General features: G+C 70.1%; 21 protein-coding genes. 15 read left to right on the top strand and 6 right to left on the bottom strand.

The window, feature by feature from the left end; all coding sequences use genetic code 11:
- Nucleotides 1-3: 3 nt before the first annotated feature.
- A complete protein-coding gene (locus VN461_03230; protein HXB53768.1) occupies nucleotides 4-690 on the bottom strand; it encodes a carboxypeptidase regulatory-like domain-containing protein in 687 nt (228 codons plus the stop codon).
- A 1-nt stretch (nucleotide 691) separates the two neighbouring features.
- Entirely contained in the window at nucleotides 692-1,882 is a 1,191-nt protein-coding gene (locus tag VN461_03225) for a hypothetical protein (protein ID HXB53767.1), read from the bottom strand.
- Between the two features lie 70 nt (nucleotides 1,883-1,952).
- Here VN461_03225 and VN461_03220 point away from each other — a divergent pair, with 70 nt between their 5' ends.
- The 3 genes from VN461_03220 to VN461_03210 are packed head-to-tail and all read left to right on the top strand — an operon-like array spanning nucleotide 1,953 to nucleotide 4,972.
- Nucleotides 1,953-3,545 (top strand): MFS transporter, encoded by a 1,593-nt coding sequence (locus tag VN461_03220; GenBank protein HXB53766.1) that lies wholly within the window; start codon nucleotides 1,953-1,955, stop codon nucleotides 3,543-3,545.
- Nucleotides 3,546-3,605: 60 nt separating this feature from the next.
- Nucleotides 3,606-4,244 (top strand): sigma-70 family RNA polymerase sigma factor, encoded by a 639-nt coding sequence (locus tag VN461_03215; protein HXB53765.1) that lies wholly within the window; start codon nucleotides 3,606-3,608, stop codon nucleotides 4,242-4,244.
- On the top strand, nucleotides 4,241-4,972 hold the full coding sequence (locus VN461_03210) for a zf-HC2 domain-containing protein (protein HXB53764.1): 732 nt from the start codon (nucleotides 4,241-4,243) through the stop codon (nucleotides 4,970-4,972). Before VN461_03215 ends, VN461_03210 begins: the two co-directional genes overlap by 4 nt.
- Here VN461_03210 and VN461_03205 read toward each other — a convergent pair.
- Genes VN461_03205 through VN461_03195 form a run of 3 tightly spaced genes read right to left on the bottom strand, consistent with a single transcriptional unit; the run spans nucleotide 4,965 to nucleotide 9,941 of the window.
- Nucleotides 4,965-5,789, bottom strand: coding sequence for a glycosyltransferase family 9 protein (locus VN461_03205; protein ID HXB53763.1), 825 nt, complete (start codon nucleotides 5,787-5,789; stop codon nucleotides 4,965-4,967). The genes VN461_03210 and VN461_03205 overlap by 8 nt on opposite strands.
- A 56-nt stretch (nucleotides 5,790-5,845) precedes the next feature.
- Nucleotides 5,846-8,062 (bottom strand): hypothetical protein, encoded by a 2,217-nt coding sequence (locus VN461_03200; protein ID HXB53762.1) that lies wholly within the window; start codon nucleotides 8,060-8,062, stop codon nucleotides 5,846-5,848.
- A gap of 40 nt (nucleotides 8,063-8,102) precedes the next feature.
- A complete protein-coding gene (locus VN461_03195; protein HXB53761.1) occupies nucleotides 8,103-9,941 on the bottom strand; it encodes a SpoIVB peptidase S55 domain-containing protein in 1,839 nt (612 codons plus the stop codon).
- Between the two features lie 206 nt (nucleotides 9,942-10,147).
- Between VN461_03195 and VN461_03190 the strand changes: the two genes are divergently transcribed.
- The 4 genes from VN461_03190 to VN461_03175 are packed head-to-tail and all read left to right on the top strand — an operon-like array spanning nucleotide 10,148 to nucleotide 13,817.
- Complete coding sequence (locus VN461_03190) at nucleotides 10,148-10,552, top strand: DUF6677 family protein (GenBank protein HXB53760.1); 405 nt, start codon at nucleotides 10,148-10,150, stop codon at nucleotides 10,550-10,552.
- Nucleotides 10,549-10,725, top strand: coding sequence for a hypothetical protein (locus VN461_03185; protein ID HXB53759.1), 177 nt, complete (start codon nucleotides 10,549-10,551; stop codon nucleotides 10,723-10,725). The genes VN461_03190 and VN461_03185 overlap by 4 nt, the downstream gene beginning before the upstream one ends.
- A 25-nt stretch (nucleotides 10,726-10,750) precedes the next feature.
- Nucleotides 10,751-11,800: a 3-isopropylmalate dehydrogenase gene (locus VN461_03180; GenBank protein HXB53758.1), complete on the top strand. Its 1,050-nt coding sequence runs from the start codon at nucleotides 10,751-10,753 to the stop codon at nucleotides 11,798-11,800.
- A 34-nt stretch (nucleotides 11,801-11,834) separates the two neighbouring features.
- Nucleotides 11,835-13,817, top strand: coding sequence for an aconitase family protein (locus tag VN461_03175; GenBank protein HXB53757.1), 1,983 nt, complete (start codon nucleotides 11,835-11,837; stop codon nucleotides 13,815-13,817).
- Nucleotides 13,818-13,823: 6 nt separating this feature from the next.
- Here VN461_03175 and VN461_03170 read toward each other — a convergent pair whose 3' ends face one another.
- Nucleotides 13,824-14,873 (bottom strand): hypothetical protein, encoded by a 1,050-nt coding sequence (locus tag VN461_03170; protein ID HXB53756.1) that lies wholly within the window; start codon nucleotides 14,871-14,873, stop codon nucleotides 13,824-13,826.
- Between the two features lie 136 nt (nucleotides 14,874-15,009).
- Here VN461_03170 and VN461_03165 point away from each other — a divergent pair, with 136 nt between their 5' ends.
- The 8 genes from VN461_03165 (at nucleotide 15,010) to VN461_03130 (ending at nucleotide 22,490) form a co-directional block, all read left to right on the top strand.
- A complete protein-coding gene (locus tag VN461_03165; protein ID HXB53755.1) occupies nucleotides 15,010-16,194 on the top strand; it encodes an acetyl-CoA C-acyltransferase in 1,185 nt (394 codons plus the stop codon).
- 37 nt (nucleotides 16,195-16,231) lie between these two features.
- A complete protein-coding gene (locus VN461_03160) occupies nucleotides 16,232-17,116 on the top strand; it encodes a 3-hydroxybutyryl-CoA dehydrogenase (GenBank protein HXB53754.1) in 885 nt (294 codons plus the stop codon).
- 2 nt (nucleotides 17,117-17,118) lie between these two features.
- The gene (locus VN461_03155) at nucleotides 17,119-17,901 is read left to right on the top strand and encodes an enoyl-CoA hydratase-related protein (GenBank protein ID HXB53753.1); all 783 of its coding nucleotides are present in this window, start codon (nucleotides 17,119-17,121) and stop codon (nucleotides 17,899-17,901) included.
- Nucleotides 17,898-18,377, top strand: a complete 480-nt coding sequence (gene ribH, locus VN461_03150; GenBank protein ID HXB53752.1) for a 6,7-dimethyl-8-ribityllumazine synthase — start codon at nucleotides 17,898-17,900, stop codon at nucleotides 18,375-18,377. The genes VN461_03155 and ribH overlap by 4 nt, the downstream gene beginning before the upstream one ends.
- The gene (gene nusB / locus VN461_03145; protein HXB53751.1) at nucleotides 18,370-18,816 is read left to right on the top strand and encodes a transcription antitermination factor NusB; all 447 of its coding nucleotides are present in this window, start codon (nucleotides 18,370-18,372) and stop codon (nucleotides 18,814-18,816) included. Before ribH ends, nusB begins: the two co-directional genes overlap by 8 nt.
- Nucleotides 18,813-20,417, top strand: coding sequence for a lysine--tRNA ligase (gene lysS, locus VN461_03140; protein HXB53750.1), 1,605 nt, complete (start codon nucleotides 18,813-18,815; stop codon nucleotides 20,415-20,417). Before nusB ends, lysS begins: the two co-directional genes overlap by 4 nt.
- Nucleotides 20,418-20,495: 78 nt before the next feature.
- Nucleotides 20,496-21,725 (top strand): FtsX-like permease family protein, encoded by a 1,230-nt coding sequence (locus VN461_03135; protein ID HXB53749.1) that lies wholly within the window; start codon nucleotides 20,496-20,498, stop codon nucleotides 21,723-21,725.
- Nucleotides 21,726-21,824: 99 nt separating this feature from the next.
- A complete protein-coding gene (locus VN461_03130) occupies nucleotides 21,825-22,490 on the top strand; it encodes an ABC transporter ATP-binding protein (GenBank protein HXB53748.1) in 666 nt (221 codons plus the stop codon).
- The last annotated feature ends 135 nt before the right edge of the window (nucleotides 22,491-22,625 follow it).

Here is a 22,625-nt window from a genome sequence, read left to right as displayed (position 1 = left end):
GTGTCAGTTGGGGGCGAAGTCGAGCTCCACGGACCCCCCACCCTCGGGCACCCGCACCGCGCGAGCCTGGCGCGCCTCCCCGTCTGTCCAGGCCACCACCGTATAGGTGCCGGGGGGAACGTCGTCGATGTGATACCGGCCCTCGGCATCTGTCACCGCGAAGTAGCGGTGGGCGAAGACGAGGACAAACGCGCTCATGTGGGAGTGGATCTCGCAGAACACCCTCACCACCCCCGGCTCGTCGAAGCGGACGGCCTTGGATTGTCCACGGCCGTAGCGGCCGAGGTCGAAGCGCCGGGCTTTCGAGAACGAGAAGACGTTGTGATAGGTGCGGTCGTTGTTGGGAAAGTCCACCGTCGTCCCCACGATGACGGCCAGAACGTAGGGCACGAAGGTCTGATTGCGCTGATCCAGGGTGGCCCGCGGCCTCTCCGCGTCCTCGAAGGCGCCCCGGGGGGCGGTCTCGAGGTAAACCACGCTTCGCCGCCGGTCGGGAAGGTCGCGGGGGGCCGGCATCCCGAGATCGTTCACCGCCAGGCGCGGCTCCACGGGCGGGGGGACGCGGCGCAGTTCCACGCGACCCCGGATGGAGCCAGAGGGAGCCAGGGCGGAGGCGACCGCGACCTGTCCTCCGCCCGCGCCCAGCAGCGCGGTCACGGCCAAGAGGTGGAGAGCCAGGGGTGCGGGCATCCTAGAGCCAGAAGAGGAGCTGGGCGGCGAGGAAACCCTGGCTTCGCAGGGGGCCACCGTCCTTCCAGTTGTGCTGGTAAACGAGCTTGAAGAGGAGGTCGCGCCGCACCGAGTAGCCGAGGCCGCCCTCCACCCGCCAGACCGGAGCATCCCAAGACCGGGGCCCGGCGGAGCCTTCCACCGTGCTGAACCCCAGATGGTCCAGGCGGGCCGCCACGTAGAGACCAGGGGCGATCTTGTAGCGGGCCTCCCCGTCCAGGCCCAGCGCCCGGACGGGGCCGTGGAGCAGGGGCGGCCTGAGCACGGGGACGTCCCAGGCGCTCCCCACCGCCTCGACCCGGAAGAGCCAATAGTCGCGCGAATATTCGAGGTCGAGGCCCCAGGCGGTCTGGGAGCTGCCGCTCGCGCCGCCGGCGGCCTGCTGGACGACCTTGGACAGGTAGGGGCCCCGTGCCCCCGAGACCCCCACCACCAGGCCGATGAGGGGACGCCAGGCCAGACGGCCGGAGAGCTGTTTGCCGTCGTTGTTGTCGGAGAAGCGCGGATCGGACAACGTGCCCTGGGTGACGGCCGCGCTCGCTTCCAGGGGCTCCGATCCGACGCGGACCTGGAAGCCGGTGTCCCAGCGATCCGCGTCCACCAAGGGGAGGCCGTTCGCGGGGGCAGGGGAGCCGATCGGGTACTGGGTCAGCCAGCCCCGCCCCCGCATGGCCAGAAGACCATCGGCGGAGGCGGGGGCGGCATCGGGCCGCAGCGAGGTGAGGTACTGATAGGCGAGCGGGTAGCCGACTAAGGGACGATCCGGGCCGTAGCCCTCCCGGGGGAAGGCCCCGAAAACGGGGGGGATGCGGCCGACCTGGATGTCGAACGACCGCTCCTTCCACGGGTGCGCCCGCAGGTAGAGGGCGTAGATGCGCGGGGTGCCCAAGTTGTCGCTCAGGACCTGGGTGACCAGGGCCAGGTGGTCGCCCGCCCGCAGTCCCGCCGCCACGCCCAGCCGGGCCCGCCGGAGGGTATTGTTCCGGTAGCCGTCGTAGTTGAAATAGCCGTCGTCCTCAGGGGCGAAGGTGAGATTGACTTCGCCTCCCAGCGTGACCCGGCCCCCGAAGAGCACGATGGGGTCGGCGGCGGGGGCGGGGGCGGCGGGGAGGGCCAGGGTCATGACGAGGCCGAAGCGGACCCGGCGGCTCATGGACTTCATAGTATAAGCCGCGACCACGGGGCCCGATGTTATGCTCGCGGCCGGAGGCCGCCTCCCCGGGATGAGTTCGAGCAAGCTGACCACCTGGCAGAGCCTCCGCGCCGTCGCCGGAAGCTGGCGGCTCCTTTCCGTCGTCCTCCTATCGTTTTCTTCGGGCCTGCCCCTGGGCTTGGTCTGGATCGCCATCCCGACCTGGATGGCTCGGGCGGGGGTGGACATCAAGGTCATCGGTCTGTTCGGCCTGGCCCAGGCCCCCTGGACCTTCAAGCTGCTGTGGTCGCCCTCCATGGATGCTTACCCGCTCCCCTTCCTCGGTCGCAAGCGGGGATGGATCCTCGTGAGCCAGGTAGCGCTCGTCGCCCTTGGCCTCGGGCTGTCCGCGGTCTCGGGCCAGCCGCGGGCGGTGTGGGTCATCGGGTCGCTGGCCCTGGCCATCGCCTTTGCCGCCGCCACCCAGGACATCGCCATCGACGCCTACGCGGTGGAGGTGCTCCGCCGGGAGGAGCATGGCGTCGCGGTGGGGGCGCGGGTGGCCCTTTACCGGGCGGCCATGCTCGTCTCGGGGGGCGTCTCCATCACCCTGGCCGCGGAGACCTCCTGGGCGCTCGTGAACGCCCTCCTCGCCCTCGCCTACCTACCCTTGATGCTCGTGACCTGGTTTGCCCCCGAACCGGAAGTCGTTCCCGGCGCACCCCGCACCCTGCGCGAGGCCGTGTGGGCACCGCTCGTGGACTTCCTGGCCCAGCGTCGCGCGCTCGAGATCCTGGCCTTCGTGGTCCTCTACAAGCTGAGCGACAACCTCAGCCAAGCCTTGATCCGCCCCTTCCTGGTGCAGGTGGGCTACCAGGACTTCGACGTGGGCGTGGCTACCGCCACCATCGGTCAAACGGCGGCGGTGGCGGGGACGATCCTCGGAGGTGTGCTCACCCAGACCCTGGGCCTGGGCCGCGCGCTCTGGGTCTTCGGCTTCCTGCAAGTCTTCGCCAACCTCGGATACGCAGCGGTAGCGGAGGTGGGCGTGAACCGACCGCTCATGTACGGGGCGCAGGCCCTGGAGCTGGGCACGAGCGGCATGGCCGCGGGAGCCTTCGGCGTGCTCCTCCTGCGCCTGACCCAAAAGCGCTTCTCCGCCACCCAGTACGCTCTTCTGTCGAGCCTCTTCACGCTACCCCGGATCCTCTGCGGCCCCGTGGCGGGGGTGATGGCGGACGCCATCGGCTGGCGGGACTTCTTTGTCTTCTCCGTCTTCATGGGCCTCCCGGGCCTGGTCCTCCTCGCCCGGTTCGTTCCTTGGGGGGCCCGCGAGCCTGATTTCCAGGTGGCGGCGCGGGGGCCCGACTCTCCCCTCTCACGCGCCGCTCTGCTGCTCCGCGCGGCGGGGGGAGCGCTCGCGGGGGCGACGCTCGGCCTGCTCACCGTGGGGCTGGTGGGGGGCCTGGCCAGCCGCCGGGCGGAAAGGGGATTCGACTTCGGGGGCGCCCTGCGGGCGGCCCTGGCCCCGCAGAGCCTCGCGGACTGGACGACGGCTGCGGGCCTGACCGTCCTCACGCTGGCCGCGGGGGTGGCTTCCGCCGCCGCCTTGGTCGCGCGGGGTGGGCGGGGGGAGGGGTCCGGTCCCGCTGCGGATGGGAATAACTCCGGGCGCCCAGGGTAAGATTCAGGGGGAACCACGGGGGCAGGAGTGGTGTCCAAGTCGACAACGAGCGGAGCCGCGATGACCACGGGGGAGATGTCGCTCGGGTCGCTGGAAACGCTGCGGGGAGCGGTCCAGGAGGGCCCCCTCGTGGAGCGCTGCCGGCAGGGGGACGCTCAGGCCTTCGCCCGCTTGGTGGCCCTGCACGAAGGGATGGTCTTCAATTTGGCCGCCCGCCTGACCGGCGATCCCGAGGAGGCGCGGGACATCGCCCAGGAGGTGTTCCTTCAGGTCTACCGAACCCTGGGCCGGTTCGAAGGCCGAAGCAGTCTCAAGACGTGGATCTACCGGATCGTGGTCAACCGCTGCCACAACCGTCTGCGGTGGTGGCGCCGCCGTCGGCGGAGTCGTTCGCGTCCGCTCGAGGAGCTGACGGTGAGGGATGAGGCGCGCCTTGCCGCTTCCGGGCAGGGCGGGGCGAGCCCCTACGAGCAGGTCCGCCAGCGGGAGACCGCGCTACTCGTGCAAGCGGCGCTCCTGTCGCTCTCCTTCCACCACCGCGCCATCCTGCTGCTGCGCCAGGTGGAGGGGCTCTCCTGTGAGGCCATCGCGGCCGCTCTCTCCCTGCCCGAGGGCACGGTGAAGAGCCGCCTGGCGAGGGCCCGGGAGGCCCTGCGCCGGAGCCTTCTCGAGCGCGTGGGGGAGAACGGGTGGCCATGAGGTGCCGAGCCGTCGTACCCGTGCTGTCTGCGTACCTGGACGGGGACCTTGGCGCGGGGGAGGCCCGGGCCATCGACGTCCACCTCGCCGCCTGTCCCGACTGCCGGGGGCGGGCGGAGTCCCTGTGCGCCGCCTCCCAGCTCGTGAGCGACCTTCCGAACCTCTCGCCTTGCGAGTCGGTGGCCGCGCGGGTCCTGGATCGTCTGGAGGTGGAGAGCCGTGGTCCCGGCCTGGCCCTGCTGTTCCGGTCCTTCTCCGCCGCGCGTCCGCTCTTTCTGCCCAGCCTGATCCCGGCCGCCCTCATCCTTTTCGCGGTGCTCGCCACCTTTCTTCTTCTTAATGAAGACACGGGACCCCTGCCGCCGGCCTCGGTCCGGGTCCTGGGCGAGGTCTGGGATCCGAGGGTTCCCGCCGCCCACGGGACGGAGAGCAACCCCCTATTCCCCTCTGCGGAGGTGAGCCTTCCCCACACTCGGGAGGGGGGAAGCCTGCCCGAGAGCGTGCTGGCGGGGATGAACGAGGGGACGCTCTTCCTGGAGACGGTGGTGGCGCGAGACGGCAGCGTGTCCATGGTCACCCTCCTGGGGGGGGACTTCGAGCGCGCACGCCCGGTCGTGGATGCCCTCCGTCGCGAGCGCTTCGAGCCGGTGCGCCTGCACGGCCGCCCGGTGGCGGTGAGCGTTTACCGCCTGATCAGCCGGCTCGACGTCTGGCCCCCCCTCACCTGAGAAGGTCCGCCTTCGCGGCCACCTCCTCCACCGCGATCTCGCCCATCGCCCTCCCCGGCGCGCGCAGGGTCAGCACCCGCGGGCCGAGGGGCGACCAGACCTCGGGCGCGGTGGGCCCGAAGAGGGCCAGGGTGGGAGCGCCCTCTGCCGCCGCCAGGTGGCTGACGCCCGAGTCGTTCCCCACGTAGAGGCCCGCCCGGGCCAGCACCGCCCCCAGGAGGCGAAGAGGCAGCTCGGACGCGACCACGGCTCCGGGGGGAGCGGGGCCGACCGGCTCTGCGGGGCCGCGGACGAGGAGCCACGGACGGTCGGGAGAGAGCGCCGTGGCCAGGGCGTGGAAGCGTTCGGTGGGCCAGGTCTTGGCGGGAGCCCCGCTTCCGGGGTGGAGGGCCACGAAGCCCCGGGGAAGAGCCCGGCAGAAAGCGGCTGCGGCATCCTCTTCTTGGGGGCTGGGGGTGAGGGGGGGCGGAAGCAGATCGGGGTCGGCTCCCCACGCCCGCACGGGATCAGCGAGCCAGCGCGAGGCATGTCCGGAGCGCGGGTCGGGGTCGTGGGCGACCACGCGCGGCACCCGGCGCTGCAGGGCCTCGATGACGGGAAGGCTGCGCGTGTAGGCCAGGACCGCTTGGCAGCCGCGCAGGTGTTCCTCCAAGGGACCTCCCCGCGGGGCGTCGCCGGCAAGGAGCGCGGCCACCTCGGCGCCCTCCCAATCGAACAGCTCGGAGACCTCGCCCACCCCCCGCCCTCGGAGAGCGGCCCCCGCCCGCGTGGGGGCGAGCAGGCCGACGCGGTGGCCGGCTCGCTGCAGAGCCGCCACCGCGCGGCGGAGAAGGAGGATATCCCCCAGCCCCCCCGCCCGGAGGAGGAGCAGGTTCAGGGCACGTCCACCCGAGCGGTGGCCGCGTTGCCGAGGAGGTCGAAGGCCCGCACCACCACCACGTGCGGTCCGGGGCCGGGCATAGCGTCGAGGGTGATCTCGTAGGTCTCCTCGAGGGAGTCGTTGATCCCGTCCGTGGGGTGGACCTCCTCCCAGCGTCCGCCGTCGACCGAGTACTCGGTCTTGCGGATGATGCTGCTGTCGTCTTTCGCGACCACCCGGATCCGGACCGGGGCGCCGCGGTGGACGAGGGTGGCGGTCACGACGGGCGGGGTGTTGTCCACGTCGAAAGGCACGCTCTCCTTATCACCGGTCAAGGCGAGGGCGGACGGATTGCTTGGCGCGTCCGAGGCCGTGACCCGGATCAGGTAGCGGCCGTTGGGGACGGTCGAGGTGTCCCAGGCCAGCACGGGCTCCGTGATGCCCTTGCGGAGGAGGCGGAACTTGCTGTCCCCCACGGCGCGATAGTGCACGTCGTAGACGAGGGTGTCGCCGTTCGGGTCGTCGGCCTTCCAGGAAAAGGTTTGGATTCCCTTCTGGTACAGCCGTCGGCTGTAGCTGGTGACGGGGGGCATGCTGGCCCGGGTGGCCGCGGCCGCGGGGCCCCGTTCCGGAGCCTGCCCCGGCTCGAGCCCCAGCACCTCCATCTCGCCCGTGATCGAGATCGGCTTCTGGAATACCTCGCCCGGAGGATGAACGGTGATGGACTGGACCTGCGGCCGGAGGTTGCGCTGGAGATAGGCTACCGTAATCGAGTCCAGGACGGGAGACGCGCCATCCTTGCCGGTCAGAACCGCGCGCACCTGGAGAAAGCGGGCCCGTTCGCTGGTCACGGCGTCGCCCTCGCGGTGGCGGTAGGGAGCGGACCAATCCGACCAAGTCGAGTCGGGGCTGCCGGTGTTGCCGCTGCGGGCCTGGATCTCGATCTCCGTCCCTCCGGGAAGGCTGGCTTCCCAGCGCAGCCGCCCCCAACCCGAGACGGTGTCAGTGTCCTTGACCTTGGAAGTGAAGGTCCCCTTGGCCGCCGGCGTGCCCTCCACGGCATAGATGCGCCCGGGATTGGAGGTGGCGAGGAGGACCGTACCCGCGCTGCCCCGGGCCAGGCCCGTCACCTGGTCGGCGGGCAGGACCATGAGCATGGTCCAAGTGCGGTTGTCCCTCACCTGGTAAAGCTTGCCCTTGTTGCCCGTGCCCACGAGGACGGCATCTCCCGAGCGCACGAGGGAGTGGGGCGTCTCGTCGGGGGAGGACCACAGCGTGTCAACCTCGCCGGAGGGAAGGATCCGGAATACGGCCCCCTTGGCGGTCCCGGGAGCGGGGCCCTCTGGCCCCCGGGGCGGCGGGGCGGGGGCGCCGGCGGCGGGGGGAAGGATGGTGAAGCTCTCGGTCACCGTGACCTCTGCCGTCGGACCCAGGGAGACCGCGGGCGGGACGGGAGCGGAGGGGCGGGTCGTGTCGTCCTTCGGTTTGCCGTCCACGGCGGCCGCGTACAGGCTTCCGTCCGTCCCCACGTCGATGGCCTTCACTTCGCGGTAGGCGGAGTCGTGGACCACGAAAACCTTCAGGGCGGCGTCGAGGCGGTAGATGATCCCGTTGGGGGAGCTGCCCGCGTAGACGTTGCCGCGTTCATCCGTGGCCAGGGAGAGGATGTGCGTGTCCGGGCTGGTGAGCACGATCTGGGCCTTGCCCTTGGGGTCCACACGGTAGACCTTGCCCTCCGCTCCCGTGGCCACCAGCAGGTTGCCCGCTTTGTCGAAGAGCAGGGCCCAGATGTACTTTTCCGGGGGATCGAAGAAGGTTGTGGCTCGGCCCCCGGCGTCCACCGCGTAGACTTTTCCGTTGGGCGCCGTCCCTACGTACAGCCGACCATCCGGCCCCACGGCCAACGCGTGGACCTCCAGCTCCGCGGCGTCGAAGAAGAGCGACCCCTTGCCGGCCTCAACCTTGAAGACCTTGCCATCATTCCCGGTGCCCGCGTAGAGAGTGCCCTTGGGGTCCTGGGCCAGGCACCAAACGTTGGGAGTCTCGGGGTCGTGGAGGACGCGCGTGGCGGGGGCTAGCCGGACCCGCCCCTCGGAGTCGACGGAGAGCCCCTTGGTGTCGCCATCCAGGAAATCCCGGGCCCCCTCGATCCTCCAGAACTGTGGCTGGGCCGCCCCCAAGGGGAGGGCAAGGGCGAGAAGAACGAGGGTGACGGCCGGGCCACGGGGCATTGTTCCTCCAGGAGGGGGGGCGGCGCAGAAAGGCGGATCCTCACCTCTCCACGGAGAGGGAGATCAGGCGGGAGCCGGTAACTGCGTAGTCGACGGGGAGCTCGAAGTCCCAGACGGTGGCGGTCCGAATGGGGATAAGGCCCGTGCCCTGCTCGCTCGCACCCAGAACCGCGAGCACGGAGGAGGGTAGAGAGGGCAGGTACTCGCCGGAGACGATGGCTCCGTCCACCGGGCGCAGCAGGCGGGCGTAGAGGTGGTTGCTGCGGCGGAGACCGTTGATGGCACGGATGAGCTGGTCGAGGTCCTTGGGTATGAAGGGCTGCCGCATCTCCCGCTGCTCGAGGACGTTCAGGGCCTGGGCGTCCGAGACGAGCAGGGTGTAGGGGCCGGCGGGGGCGCTCGGGGGGATGGTGAGGGGAATGGTCTCGAGGAGGGTCTCACCCCGATACGTGCGGAGCTGCACCTTCACGGGGACCGCGGAGCCGGCGCGCACGGGGCCCGTGCGTTCCACCCAGGTCCGCTGCAGGGTGGCGCTCTGAACCGTCTCGTAGGACGAAACCGAAAGGTCCACCTTCTCCACCATCACCTTCTGGAAGTCGTTGGCCATGACGAAGGCCAGGGGGGCGGCCACCAGCGCGGACGCTTGAACCGAGGGCTGGCCGGTGGCGAAGAGGTCTTCCACCCTGATCTCCCGCCCCCCGGACAGACTCAGGCGGCCGTTGACGCGGACGGTCGACGTCCCGAACGCCCGTTCGTTGCCCTGGAGAACGGAGAGCAGAGCCATGAAGGTGAGCACGGGGCTCAGGAGTTCATCCTCCACGATCCGGAACGAGAACTGCCGCTCCTGACCGCGGCTCGTGCTGAGCCGCACTTCCACGGGGATCATGCGGGGAGCGGCACCCAGGAGGCCTGCGATCGCGGTGGTTCGGTCCTGATCCATGGTACCCACGGGCTCCAGGGCGGCGCTGATCTTCCACGACTGCTGCAGACTGGGGAAGATCGAATAGACGTAGGCCTTCCGCAAAGGAAACTGGGTGGGGCCGAGGTTGTAGAAGGGGTGGCCAAAGGCGTAGAGCCGGCCGTCAGCAATGTGGGTAATGGTGCCGGTCACGGACAGGTCCAGGTCGCCCTCGATGAGGGAGACGGCCAGCGCTCCGCCCGGTTTGAGGTCGGGAAGAGCGTCGGGAGGAACCCCGGAGGCGCTGGCTCCCAGCACGGGGGCGAACCCTAGACCCGAGAAGACACCGTGTGCCCATTCGAAAGTGGCGGGGTCGAACCCGGAAAAGACGAGGGGGAGGGCGAGGGGCGCGAGCGTCGCTCCGGCCAGGGCCGGGGGGAGGGGCTCGCCGGCAAAGGGGCCGGGGGCGAACGCCCGCAGCGGTCGACGCAGCGCGGCCATGACCGCTTCGCGGTCCAAAGGCCCGGCGGGGCCGGCGGGGCCCCAGGGGGGAGTCCCCCGCGCGGAGGCCGCGCGGGGGGCCTGGATCCGCGTGGCTTCGATCATCTCGCCGATGGGCGTGATCCCGGCAATGGGCTCCTTGCCGAACGGGAAGCTGTAGGCCACGGCTCCCACCAGCTGGCCGTCGATGAACACCGGGCTGCCGCTCATGCCCGCGATCACCCCCGTCTTCTCGAGGGGGCCCCCTTCCAGGCGCGCGAGGATCACGCTCTGCCTTGGCCCGATGGCGTTCTCGAGCACGCCAAGGACGCGGACACTGAACTCGTCGATGCGGGTGCCCTCGAAGACGGTCAGGCCCGTTCCCGTCATCCCCGGCCGAATCCGCTCGAACGGGAAGATGCCTTGGGCGAGGGCGGGGGAGGGCGAGCCGAGCGCGGTGACGATTGCGGCGAGGGGGAGCCAAGGGCGGCGGATGTTCATATTCCCAATCTCAGAAGATCTTAGGGGCGCGCGCCGCGGCCGTCAATGGCGACGGTCGACGCCAACAGGAAACGGACATTTGCACTCTGGTGAAGGGGACCGTTTCTCGTTGACCCGGCGCGTTGCCCACGCGGCCTTGACGGCGCTCCGACCCCGCCGGTAACATCCGGAGCTTCGCCCGGCCGGAGGGGCGAGGGGGGTGGAGCGTGGCCGAGAGCCGGGCGGAGACGGACAGCGGGGGAAGCGCGCGGGTGTTGCCGGCGTGCCTCTTCGCCTGGCTAGTGCCGGGAGCGGGCCACCTCTACCTGGGGCGCCGGGCCAAGGGTCTCATCTTCATGGGCGCGATCGGGGCGCTATTCCTCCTGGGGGTGGCGATGGACTCCGGCCTGCAGCTGCACCTTGGATTCGAGGACCCCCTGGCCCTGCTCTTTAGCCTGGCCCAAATGGCGGTGGGCATCCCCTACTTCGCGGCCCGGGCCCTGGGCTTCGAGACGGGCCAGGTGACCTCCGTCACCTACGAATACGGCAACACGTTCACGGCCGTGGGCGGGCTCCTGAACGTCCTCGTCATCCTGGACGCCCACGACACCGCGTTGAGGCGGAAGCCTTGAGGCCGAGCCACCTCTTCATCCTGCTCGTATTCTCCTTGCTCGTGTCCAGCGTGTTCGCCACCCTGCTCCGGGACGACACGCGGAGCCGCGTCCGCTTCGGGCTCTTCGCTTTCGCGGCCTTCGTCCTCTCCACCGTGATCCTGGGCTGGCTGATGAGCCCCTTCCCCAGCTAGGCAGGCTCCCCTGGCCACCGGTCCTTTGCACATCGCGGTGGTGCCGGGCGACGGCATCGGGGTCGAGGTCATCGCGGAGGCGGTCAAGGCCCTGAGCGCGGTCACCGATGCCGCGGGCAAGAGCCTGCGCATGACCCCCTTCGACTGGGGTGCGGAGAAGTACCTGAAGACCGGGGTGACCCTGCCCCCGGGAAGCATCAAGATGCTGCAAGAAGGCTTCGACGCCATCCTCCTGGGGGCGATGGGGGATCCCCGCGTGCCCGACAACCGGCACGCCGCGGACATCCTGCTCGGGCTGCGCTTCAAGCTGGACCTCTACGTCAACTACCGGCCGGTCCGCCTCTTCCACGAGAAGCTCTGCCCCCTCAAAGGGGCCCGTCGTGAGGACGTGGACTTCGTGGTCTTCCGCGAGAACACCGAGGGCCTCTACGTGATGATGGGGGGGAACTTCAAGAAGGACACCCCCGACGAGGTGGCCACCGAGATCGACCTCAACACCCGCAAGGGGGTGGAGCGCATCGTGCGCCATGCGTTCGCCTTCGCGGTGGCGCAGGGGCGCAAGAAAGTCCTGATGGCGGACAAGTCGAACGTGCTCATCCACGCCCACGAACTCTGGCAGCGCGTCTTCCGGGCGGTGGCGGCCGAGAACCCCGGGATCGAAGCCACCCACCTCTACGTGGACAACCTGACCCTGCAGTTGATCCGGGAACCGAGCCAGTTCCAGGTGATTGTGACCTCCAACATGTTCGGGGACATCGTCACCGACCTCGCGGCCGGGCTCCAGGGGGGGCTGGGCATGGCCGCTTCCGGCAACATCCATCCGGGGCAGATCAGCCTTTTCGAGCCCGTGCACGGCTCGGCCCCCCGCTTCGCGGGGAAGAACGTGGCCAATCCCATGGGAGCGATCCTTACCGCAGGATTGATGCTCGAGCACCTGGGTTGGGGCGAGGAGGCGGACCGCATCGAAGGCGCGGTCCGCTGGGCGGTGGAAAACGACCGCACCACCGCCGACATCGGGGGGACTCTGGGCACGCGCGAGGTGGGCGAAGCCATCCAGGACCGGCTGCGCAGCTGAAACCCCCTCGCCCGCGGGTGCTAATATCGAGTCTATGCAGGCCCGCGCCGCCGTCTCCCTGACCCCCGGCAAGCGCGTGCTCTTCCTTACCAAAGACCCCGAGCTGATCCGCCGCCAACTGCGGGGGGAGCTGGACCTGCGCATGGCGGATCTCAAGGTCGAGGACCTCCTCGACGACGTGAACACCGACGCCATGACCCCGGCCTGGGCCTGCTTCGACTACCGTCCGGAGGACATCGCCGGCAACGCCTACGCGGGGATCACGATCGGCAAAGAGCGTCTCTTCCCCCCGGGTTCGCTCAGGGCGGGCAACTTCGAGGTGATCGTCTCCGGCTACCGCAAGGGGGTCGGCTCCTCGCGCGAGACCGCGGTCCAGGCCGAGAAGTGGTCGGGGATCCGGATTGCCATCGCCGCCTCCTTCGCCCCCATCCACGCCCGCAACAACATCGCCCAGGGCGTCCTCATGGGCGACCACGCCATGCTCCTCCGCCTGCAGGCGGGGGAGGCCATACCGCGGGGTGAGTTTGCCCGGGGTTACGACCCCATCACGCAGAAGATCGTGGAGCACGGCGGCTTGTTTCCCTTCACCCGGGCGTACTCCCGGGGGGAGGTCTCGCTGCCCCCCCTGAAAACGGGCCCCCGGTCCATGACCCTGGGAGAGAAGATCCTGGCCCGTCATCTGCTCGGGGTGAAGGGCCCGGCCTGGGTGCAACCGGGCGATGCCATCTGCGTCCGCGTGGACGGGGGCTACTCGCACGAGTTCACGACCGCCCAGGTGCACTACTTTCTCGAGCAGGAGTTCGGGGCCGAGTACCGCCTGGCCAACCCCGCTAAGTTCGCGGTGTTCGAAGACCACCTCATCTACGCGGACGGGGTACCCAAGATGGCCCCCTTCGCGGCCAAGATTCAAGTTCAACGCGACATGCAGCGTGTCTTCCAGGCGAAGACGGGCGTCCAGGATTACTCCGCCCAGGACGGGATCTCCCCCGGGATCTGCCACACCGTCGCCCGCGAGAAGATCATCGAGCCCGGCGACTTCATCCAGGCCACGGACAGCCACACCTGCATGGGGGGGTCGCTGGGGGCGCTGGCCTATGGGGTGGGGGCCACCGAGTACGCCGCCCTCCTGCACGCCGGCTTCACCTTTGTGGAGGTGCCGGAATCGATTCGCTTCGAGCTCACGGGCGAGCTCAAGCCCAACGTCACGGCCAAGGACGTGATGCTCTACATCTTGGCCAACCACGCTCGCCGCCAGGAGACCCTGGACCGGATCATGGAGTTCGGCGGTCCCGGCCTGCGCGGGCTGGCCCCCGACGAGCGGGCCACCCTCGCCAACATGGCCACGGAGTGCTCGGCCCGGGCGGGGGTGGTGGAAGCGGACGAGGAGACGCTGGCCTGGATCGCGGCCCGTCGGCCAGGGGTGGCCAAGGAGCGCCTGCGCGCGGGGGTGCTCGTCCCCGATCCCGGCGCCGTCTATGCGGGTGGCGTCCACACCATCGACCTCGCGCTGATACCGCCCATGGTGGCCACCCCCGGCGATCCCGACCACGGGATTCCCTCCGATCCCACCAACGGGGCCCGGGTGGATGAGCTGCCGGAAGTGAAGATCGACATCGCCTACGGGGGATCCTGCACCGCGGGCAAGGAAGTGGACCTCGACCTCTACGCACGGGTCATGCACGAGGCCTTGAGCGCGGGGAAGCGCGTCAAGGAAGGGGTCGCGTTCTATATCCAGTTCGGTTCCGCGAGCGTGGAAGAGTACGCGCGCCGCCGCGGCTACCTTGAGGTCTTCGCCCGCACGGGGGTGACGGTGATCCATCCCGGCTGCGGGGCCTGCATCGGCTGCGGCCCGGGAGTGTCCTCGAACACGGAGCAGATCACGGTCTCCGCCATCAACCGCAACTACCAGAACCGCTCCGGGCCCGGCAAGCTCTACCTGGGCTCGCCCCTGACCGTAGCCGCTTCCGCGGTGGAGGGGAGGATCGTCGCCTACCGGGAGGGGATGTTCGGAGCCTGACCCGGCTCAGTGAGCCGCGGGCAGCCAGCGTGGGAAGCCGAGGTTGAAGGTCGAGGGCTGGGTCAGGATCACATGGCGGCCGGTGCCATCGGGCTGGACGACGACTAGGCTCGTGGTCGCAGCCGCGGCATCCGTCTCCGCGAAGACGATGCCCGCGGTTCCCCAGTCCGGTGCCCCCCGGTACAGGGGACCGGTGGCCAAGACGGCGAGCGCGGTGCCGTCCGAGTGCACGGTCAAGACGTCCCAGCTGCCGAGCCCCCCGCTACCGAGATCGGTCAGGCGACGGAAGACGACCGAGCCCCCGTCGGGAGAATAGGCGGGATCCGCGTCGGAGCCGATCACGTAGGGAGTTCCGGGCAGGGCCGCGCCCGGCGTCCCCCCCGAGGTGACCTGGATCTTGTTGGCGGAGTTCTGGAAGATGTAGATCTGGCCCCGGCCCGTAGCGTCGATGCGCTCGTAGACGGCGACGTTGCCCGTGGGGTCGATCCGGGGCCGTCGCTCGCGAATCGTGGGGTCGCAGGGGAGCGTGCCCGTGGTACCCGCGGTCGTGCAGGAGAGGTCGGCCGCGTTCTGGCCGTTGGGGTCGACCCGATAGAGGTCGTCCAGCCCGGGCGAGCGGAGGGCGCTGTAGACGAGCACATCGCCCTGGGACGACCAGTCGATCCCCGATACCTGCTGGGAGGCGGGAATGATCTCCGCCTCCGCCGCCTTCTGGAGGTCGATGTAAACAAGCGCGGTGCCGGGGGTGGTGGTCTTGACCCGGCGGACCTCCGTGCGCTGCCGGTCGGTGGCGATGGCGGCCTCGACCGTGTCGCATGTGGCGCCGTCGTTGCAAAACGTCAAGCGTGTGACTCCCGAACCATCGGCGTTGGCCGCGAAGAGCTCGCGCCCGGAGCCGGACTGGGTCGCCCAGGCCCCGCTCGTGAAGAGCAGGGCGGCGGCGGAGGGTGGCGACACGGTGCGTCCCAGGCCGCCGAAGGGGCTCGGGTAGTCGCGGTTGCAGGCTCCCGCTAGCACGAGGGCGACCAAGAGGGGGCGGAGCGGGAGGGAGCGCATCAGTCGCGAGCCTAGCCCCGGCCCCGCGCGGAAGTCAAGGTCCGGGCGGAAAGCGCCGGAGACGAGCGTGCTATACTCTCCGTTCTTTCTGGCCGCGAGCGGCCACGCCCGCGCCCGCGGCCGCGAGGGCAAGCCGATGTCTCAGGAGGTCGTGATCCTGGGGGGCGCGCGAACGCCCTTCACCGAGTACGTGGGGGCGTTCAAGGATGTCTCCGCCCTCGAGCTGGGCGGTCACGCGGCGGCCGCGGCCCTGGAGCGGAGCGGCGTGCCTGCCTCCGCCGTCGACCACGTGGTGATGGGCAACGCCCTCCAAACCTCGGGCGACGCCATCTACGGAGCGCGCCACGTGGGCCTCTTGGCGGGCGTGCCCGTGGAGGCCCCCGCCCTCACCGTGAACCGGCTGTGCGGCTCGGGGATCCAGTCCGTGGTCTCGGCCGCGCAGATGATCCGCCTAGGGGAGGCGGGTGTGGTCCTGGCCGGGGGCATGGAGAACATGACCCAGGCTCCGCACGTGATCCGGGGCGCCCGCGCCGGCCTCCGCCTCGGGGAAGGCAAGCTCGAGGACAGCCTGATGGTCGCCCTCTTCGACACCCGCTGCGGCCTTTACATGGCCGAAACCTCGGACAAGCTGGCCCGCCAGCACGGGATCGACCGCGAGGCCATGGACGCCTACGCCCTGCGCAGCCAGAAGGCGGCGGCGGGGGCGGCGGAACGGGGGGTCTTCCGGGAGGAGATCGTGGGCGTCGAGGTTCGGGAGGGGAAGAAGACGCGGCGGGTGGAGGCCGACGACCACCTGCGGCCCTCGACCACGCTCGAAGGACTGGCCGCGCTGAGGCCCGCTTTCGGCAAGGACGGCTTCGTGACCGCGGGGAACGCGAGCGGGATCGTGGACGGGGCGGCCGCGCTCGTGATCGCGAGCGAGGAGGAAGCGGAGCGCCGGGGCCGGAGACCCCTCGCCCGCGTCGTGTCCTGGGGAATGGCCGGGGTGCCCCCGGACATCATGGGCATCGGGCCCGTCCCCGCCTCCCGCCGGGCCCTGGAAGCGGCCGGCCTCTCCCTCCGGGACATCGATCTCGTGGAGGTCAACGAGGCCTTCGCCGGCCAGTACCTGGCGGTGGAGAAAGAGCTGGGGCTCGAGCGCGCGCGAACCAACGTGAACGGAGGAGCGATCGCCCTCGGGCATCCGCTGGGGGCCACAGGGACGCGGTTGCTCTTGACCCTGGCCCTGGAGCTCAAACGGCGGAAGGCGAAGTACGGCCTGGCCACCGCCTGCATCGGCGGCGGACAGGGCATCGCCATGATCATCCAGAACGAGCCGTAAGCGAGCGCTCCCCCTCGGGCGGCGAGCGACAAGGACAATGGAAATAAGAACCGTCGGGGTGGTCGGCTGCGGACTCATGGGCTCGGGCATCGCGCAGGTCTGCGCGGAGGCGGGGTTCAAGGTGGTCGTCCGCGAGGTCTCGGAGGAGCTTCTCGGAAAGGGCCTGGGCCGGATCGAGTCCTTCCTGAAGAAAGGCGTGGACAAGGGCAAGCTCACGCCCGAGCGCGCGCAGGAAGTGCGGGGACGCCTGGAGGGGACGACCGCCCTCGAACGGCTGGCCGGCTGCGACTTCGTGGTGGAGGCGGTGGTGGAGAGCCTGGAGGCCAAGCGCGAGGTCTATCAGGCTCTCCACAAGGTCTGCCCCCCCTCGACCCTGTTCGCCTCCAACACCTCCTCGCTCTCCATCACGGAGATGGCGGCCGCATCCGGGCGGGCCGACCGCTTCGTGGGCCTGCATTTCTTCAACCCCGTGCCCCTCATGAGGCTGGTGGAGGTGGTTCGCTCCCCCCTCACCTCCGCCCCCACCGTCGAGGCCGCCTTCGCCTTCGCCCAGCGGCTCGGGAAGACGCCCATCCGGGCCGCGGACCGCACGGGCTTCATCGTGAACCGCCTCCTCGTTCCCTACCTGCTGGATGCGGTGCGCGCGCTCGAGGAGGGGGTGGGCTCCACCGCCGACATCGACGAGGGGATGCGGCTGGGCTGCGGTCACCCCATGGGGCCGCTCACCCTCCTCGACTTCGTGGGCCTGGACACCACCTACTATATCGCCGACATCATGTTCGACGAGTTCCGCGAGAAGCGGTTCGCCCCACCCCCCCTCCTGAAGCGAATGGTGCAGGCGGGAATGCTGGGCAAGAAGTCGGGGCGGGGCTTCTACGACTACTCCCAGGAACCGCCCCGGCCGGTGGCGGGCTTGGTGTGAGCATGGACTACCGGAACTTGCGGGTGGAGAAGCGGGAGGGGGTGGCGGTCTTGACCGTCAACCGGCCCGACAAGCTGAACGCGCTCAACGATGAGACCATGGCCGAACTGGACGCGGCCTTCGCTGCCCTCGGCACGGATCCCGAAGTCCGCGGCGTCATCCTCACGGGGGCGGGGGAGAAGGCGTTCGTGGCGGGGGCCGACATCTCGGAGCTGGCCACCCAGCGTCCGGTGGACGGACAGGAGCGCTCGCGGCGCGGCCAGGCGACCCTGGACCGGATCGAGAACCTGGGTAAGCCGGTCGTGGCCGCGGTCAACGGCTTCGCCCTAGGCGGGGGCTGCGAGCTGGCCATGGCCTGTCATGTCCGGGTGGCCGCGGAGGGCGCGCGCCTCGGCACGCCGGAGGTGAAGCTGGGGCTCATGTGCGGCTACGCGGGCACCCAGCGCCTCGCCCGGCTGGTGGGGAAGGGACGCGCGCTCGAGATGCTGCTGACGGGCGAGCCCATCGATGCCCAGGAGGCCCACCGCATCGGCCTCGTGAACCGCGTGGTGCCCAAGGACCGGCTCCTGGCGGAATCGGAGGCGCTGCTCCGCAAGATGCTCGCCAACGGCCCGCTCTCCCTGCGCTTCACCATGCAGGCGGTCCGGGCCGGCCTCGAGATGCCCTTCGCGGAGGCACAGTACCTGGAGGCCACGCTCTTCGGCCTGATCTGCACCACCGAGGACATGAAGGAGGGCACCCGGGCCTTCCTGGAAAAGCGCGCGGCCAAGTTCCAGGGCAAGTGAAGCAAGCCCCTCAGGAGCGGCCGGATGCGCGGGGCCTCCGGGTGGCCGTCGTGCGCTCGACTTTCAACGCCGCTATCGGGGAGGGCCTCCTGCAGGGGGCCCAGGCCGCTCTTCTGGAGATGGGCGCGGCGGCGGAGGCGGTGACGGTGGTGAACGTGCCCGGGGCCTTCGAGCTGCCGTTGGCCGCGCGTGCCGCCGCGGCCTCGGGGCGCTTCGACGCGGTGGTGGCCTTGGGGGCGGTGATCCGGGGAGTGACCGACCACTATGCGCACATCGCCCGGGAAGCAGCGGCCGGGCTGGCGGCGGTGGCTCGGGAGACGGGCGTGCCCGTGGGCTTCGGGGTGCTGACGGTGGCCGACGAGGCCCAGGCTCGGGCTCGCTCCGGCTCCGGGGCGGGGAACAAAGGGGCGGAGGCGGCCCGGGCCGCGGTGGCCATGGTCCATGTGCTGCGCGGGCTGGGGGGGCGGCGTGGGTAGACGAACGAAAGCCCGGGAGTGCGCCCTGCAGATGCTGTATCAGTGGGACCTCACCCGCGACCCCATGGAGCGGGTGGCGGAGTTGTTTTGGAAGGTGCGCACCACCACCGACGAGACCCGGGAGGCGGCGGAACGGCTGGCCCGGGGGGCGCAAGCGGAACAGGCGCGGATCGACGAAGCCATCGCGGGCGCCGCCCTCAACTGGCGCTTCGACCGTATCGCGGCCGTGGACCGGAACATTCTGCGCCTGGGGGTCTACGAGCTCCTGTGCGAGCCGGCCACGCCCGCGGCCGTGATCCTGGACGAGGCGGTGGAGATGGCCAAGCGGTTCGGGGAGGCGGACTCCCCGGCCTTCGTGAACGGCGTGCTCGACGCCATCCGGCGCCGCGTGCGGCCGCCCGCGGAGACCGCGCGCGTCAAGGAGACACCCGGGGTATGAGCGACGAAAGGGGAGAGCCGGAGCCGCCGGTGCCGGGCTGGCCCGGCGAGTCCGCCCAGCGTCTGGAGAAGCTGGCCACTCTGCGTGCGCTGGGCGTCAATCCCTATCCGACTCGCTTCGAACGCACCCACCGCCTGGGAGAGATCGTGGCCGCCCACGGCGATAAGAGCCTGGAACAGCTCCAGGCCCTCGGGCTCACGGTGCGCATCGCGGGTCGAGTGCTGACCAAGCGGGGCCACGGCAAGGCCTCCTTCGCCACCCTCTCCGACGGCCTTTCCTCGCTCCAGATCTATGTCCGCCTGGACGAGGTGGGGGAGGCCGGCTACCGGCTCTTCGACCTCCTGGATCTGGGGGACTTCGTGGGGGCTTCGGGCACGGTCATGCGCACCCGCAAAGGGGAGCTCTCCGTCGAGGCCCGCGAGCTCACTTTCCTGGCCAAGGCCCTCTTGCCGCCGCCCGAGAAGTGGCACGGCCTTTCCGACACCGAGATCCGCTACCGCCAGCGCTACGCGGACCTCATGGCCAACCCTGAGGTCCGCAAGGTGTTCCTGTCCCGGAGCGCCATGGTGTCCGAGATCCGTCGCTTCCTGGACGGGCGCGGCTACGTCGAGGTCGAGACCCCCATGATGCAGCCGGTGGCGGGGGGCGCCCTGGCCCGACCCTTCGTGACCCACCACAACGCCCTCGACCTCGACCTGTATCTGCGCATCGCCCCCGAGCTGTACCTGAAGCGCCTGGTGGTTGGAGGCCTGGAGCGGGTCTACGAGATCAACCGGAACTTCCGGAACGAGGGGGTGTCGTCCATGCACAACCCCGAGTTCACGATGCTGGAGTTCTACACCGCCTACTTCGACTGTCGGGACGTGATCGAGACCACGGAGTCCCTCATCGCCGCGGCCGCGCGGCGGGTGTGCGGGGAGGAGCCCGTCGTCTACAAAGGGCGCGAGGTCTCCCTCTCCTTGCCCTTCGCCAAGCTGCGCATGGCGGACAGCATCGCGCGTGTCCTCCGCGGGGAAGCCGGCTTGGGCTTCCGACCGGAAGCCCTCGGGGCCCCCACCGAGCTCCAGGCGTTCCTGGCCAGCCCCGCGTTCCGGGCCTTCGGGGAGAGGCACAAAGTCGCGGTCGACGCCTACCCGGGTCTTTCCCATGGCAAACGGATCCTTCGCCTCTTCGAGGATTTTGTGGAGGGGTCCCTCTGGGAGCCCACCTTCATCGTCGATTACCCAGTGGAGGTCTCGCCGCTCTCCAAGGCGCGGGCCGACGACCCGCAGGTGGCCGACCGCTTCGAGCTCTTCGCGGCGGGGATGGAGCTGGCGAACGGCTTCTCGGAGCTGAACGACCCCCTCGAACAGCGGGCCCGCTTCCTAGAACAGATCCGGGAGCGGGAGCGGGGCGACGCCGAGGCCCACGTCATGGACGAGGACTACATCCGCGCCCTCGGCTACGGCCTGCCCCCCACCGGCGGCTGCGGGGTGGGCATCGACCGCTTGGCCATGCTCCTCACCGATTCCCCCTCCATTCGCGACGTGATCCTCTTCCCCCACATGCGCCCGGAGCGGGGCCGGGGTGCGGAGACGCCCGCCGCGAAACCGGAGAAGTGACCGGTAAGGCATGAGGCGGAGAGTCCTCTCTACTATTTCACTCCAGGGCGTCGCGGCGCGCGGGGATGGGGGGCACTGATGCCCTTCGAGCTGCGCATCGCCCTGCGTTACCTGACCGCCCGACGGAAGCAGGCCTTCATCTCCGTCATCTCCGCGATCTCCATCCTGGGGGTGGTGGTGGGCGTGATGGCCCTCATGATCTCCCTCGGGCTCATGACCGGGCTGCAAGCCGAGATTCGGGCCAAGATCTTGGGTTCGACCGCCCACCTGAGCATCTTCCCGAAGCGTAGCGACGCCTTCGAGAACTACGCGGAAGTGGTGGAGGCGGTGCGGCAGGTGCCCGGGGTCCTGGGCTCGGCCCCCGCCCTTTACGGCAAGGGGCTCCTCACCAGCCCCGCCGGCTCCGCGGTGGCCACCCTGAAGGGGATCGTTCCCGCGTCGGAGCGCACGGTCACCGACCTGCCGGGGCAGATCGAGGAGGGTAGCCTGGCGCCCCTGGAGGGCCCCGGGGAGGGCATCGGCCCCATCCTGCTCGGCCGGGATCTGGCCGCCAACCTGGGGGTGGGGGTGGGGGACGTGGTCACGGCCACTTCGCCCCAGGGGCGGCTCTCCCCCATGGGCGTGCTGCCGCGGGTGGCCAAGCTGCGGGTGGCGGGCACGGTGCGCAGCGGCCTCTACGAGTTCGACTCCGCCTGGGCCTATCTGCCGCTATCCGTCGCCCAGCGGCTCTTCGACAAGCCCGGCCGGGCGAGCCTGGTCGAGGTGAGGATTGCGAACATCTTCGAGGTCAAGGCCGCGGGCCGGGCCATTCTGGCCCACCTGGGGGAGGGCTACACCAAGACCGATTGGATCGAGATGAACCGGAGCCTCTTCTCCGCCCTCTGGCTCGAGAAGACGGCCATCGCCATCACCATCGGTCTCATCGTGATGGTGGCCGCCCTCAACATCGTGGCCACCTTGATCCTCATGGTGATGGAAAAGCACAAGGACATCGCCATCCTCGTCTCCATGGGGGCCTCGCGGGGGGCGGTAATGCGGATCTTCATGCTCCAGGGGACGGTGATCGGGGCGGTGGGTACGGCCACGGGAGCTCTTCTGGGCTGGGGGACCTGCCGCATCCTGGATCGCTATCGCCTCATTCGCATCCCGGAGGACGTCTACCAGATCTCCTACGTGCCCTTTCATCTGCTGCCCGGGGACGCCGCCATTGTGGTGGGGGGCGCCATCCTCGTCTGCTTCCTGGCCACTCTCCATCCCGCCCGGGGGGCCGCCCGCCTCGACCCCGCGGAAGCCCTGCGGAACGAATAATGAGGAAGACAGCTTGACGCGAAGGGGGGCTTCCCTCTTGCCGGACCGGCCGGGGGGCCGCAGAGCGGGGGGTCTCCTCTGACCGTGGGCGAGAATCTCATCGTCGCCGAGGGCGTGGTCAAGGGCTACTGGACGCCCGCGGGCTACCTGCCCGTGCTCCAGGGGCTGGACCTCGTGGTCCCCCGGGGGGAGATGCTCGCCATCACGGGTACCTCGGGGGTGGGCAAGTCCACCCTCCTGCACGTGCTCGGAACCCTAGACCGTCCGGAGGGAGGGAGGATCGCGTTTGATGGCGAGGAGGTGCTGGCCCTGCCCGAGGTTCGGCTGCGTGAGTTCCGGAACCAGGCCCTGGGGTTTGTCTTTCAGTTCCACCACCTGCTCCCCGAGTTTAGTGCCCTCGAGAACATCATGATGCCCCTCCTCATCGGGCGGGTGGGGGCGCGGGAGGCGCGGGAAAGGGCGGCCGGCCTCCTGGCCGAGCTGGGCCTCCCGGAGCGGGCCCACCATCGGCCGGGGGCGCTCTCCGGGGGAGAACAGCAGCGGGTGGCGGTGGCCCGGGCCCTCGCCCGCTCGCCCCGCGCCCTCCTGGCTGACGAGCCCACCGGCAACCTCGATCGGCAGACCGGGGACCGACTCCATGAGATGCTGCGGCGTCTTAACCGGGAGAAGGGAATCACGGTCGTGGTGGTCACACACAACGAGCGCTTGGCAGCAGCCTGCGACCGCACCCTACATCTGGAGGGAGGGGCGCTCGTTCCCGCCTGAGAGCGTGGCCGATCTCCCTGACGGCGTTTGGGGGGTTTTGGGCTATCATCGGTCCTGATCGCGGCCGGCGCCATCCGCCGGTCGAGGGTCGCCCTCCACCCAGGTGAGCCGGGGTGCGGCCCGGGATGGGGAGTG

Source organism: Vicinamibacteria bacterium, from assembly GCA_035570235.1.
Classification (GTDB): Bacteria; Acidobacteriota; Vicinamibacteria; order Fen-336; family Fen-336; genus DATMML01.
Note: the sequence above shows the minus strand (reverse complement) of the source record. Positions and strands in the feature narration are given on the sequence as shown.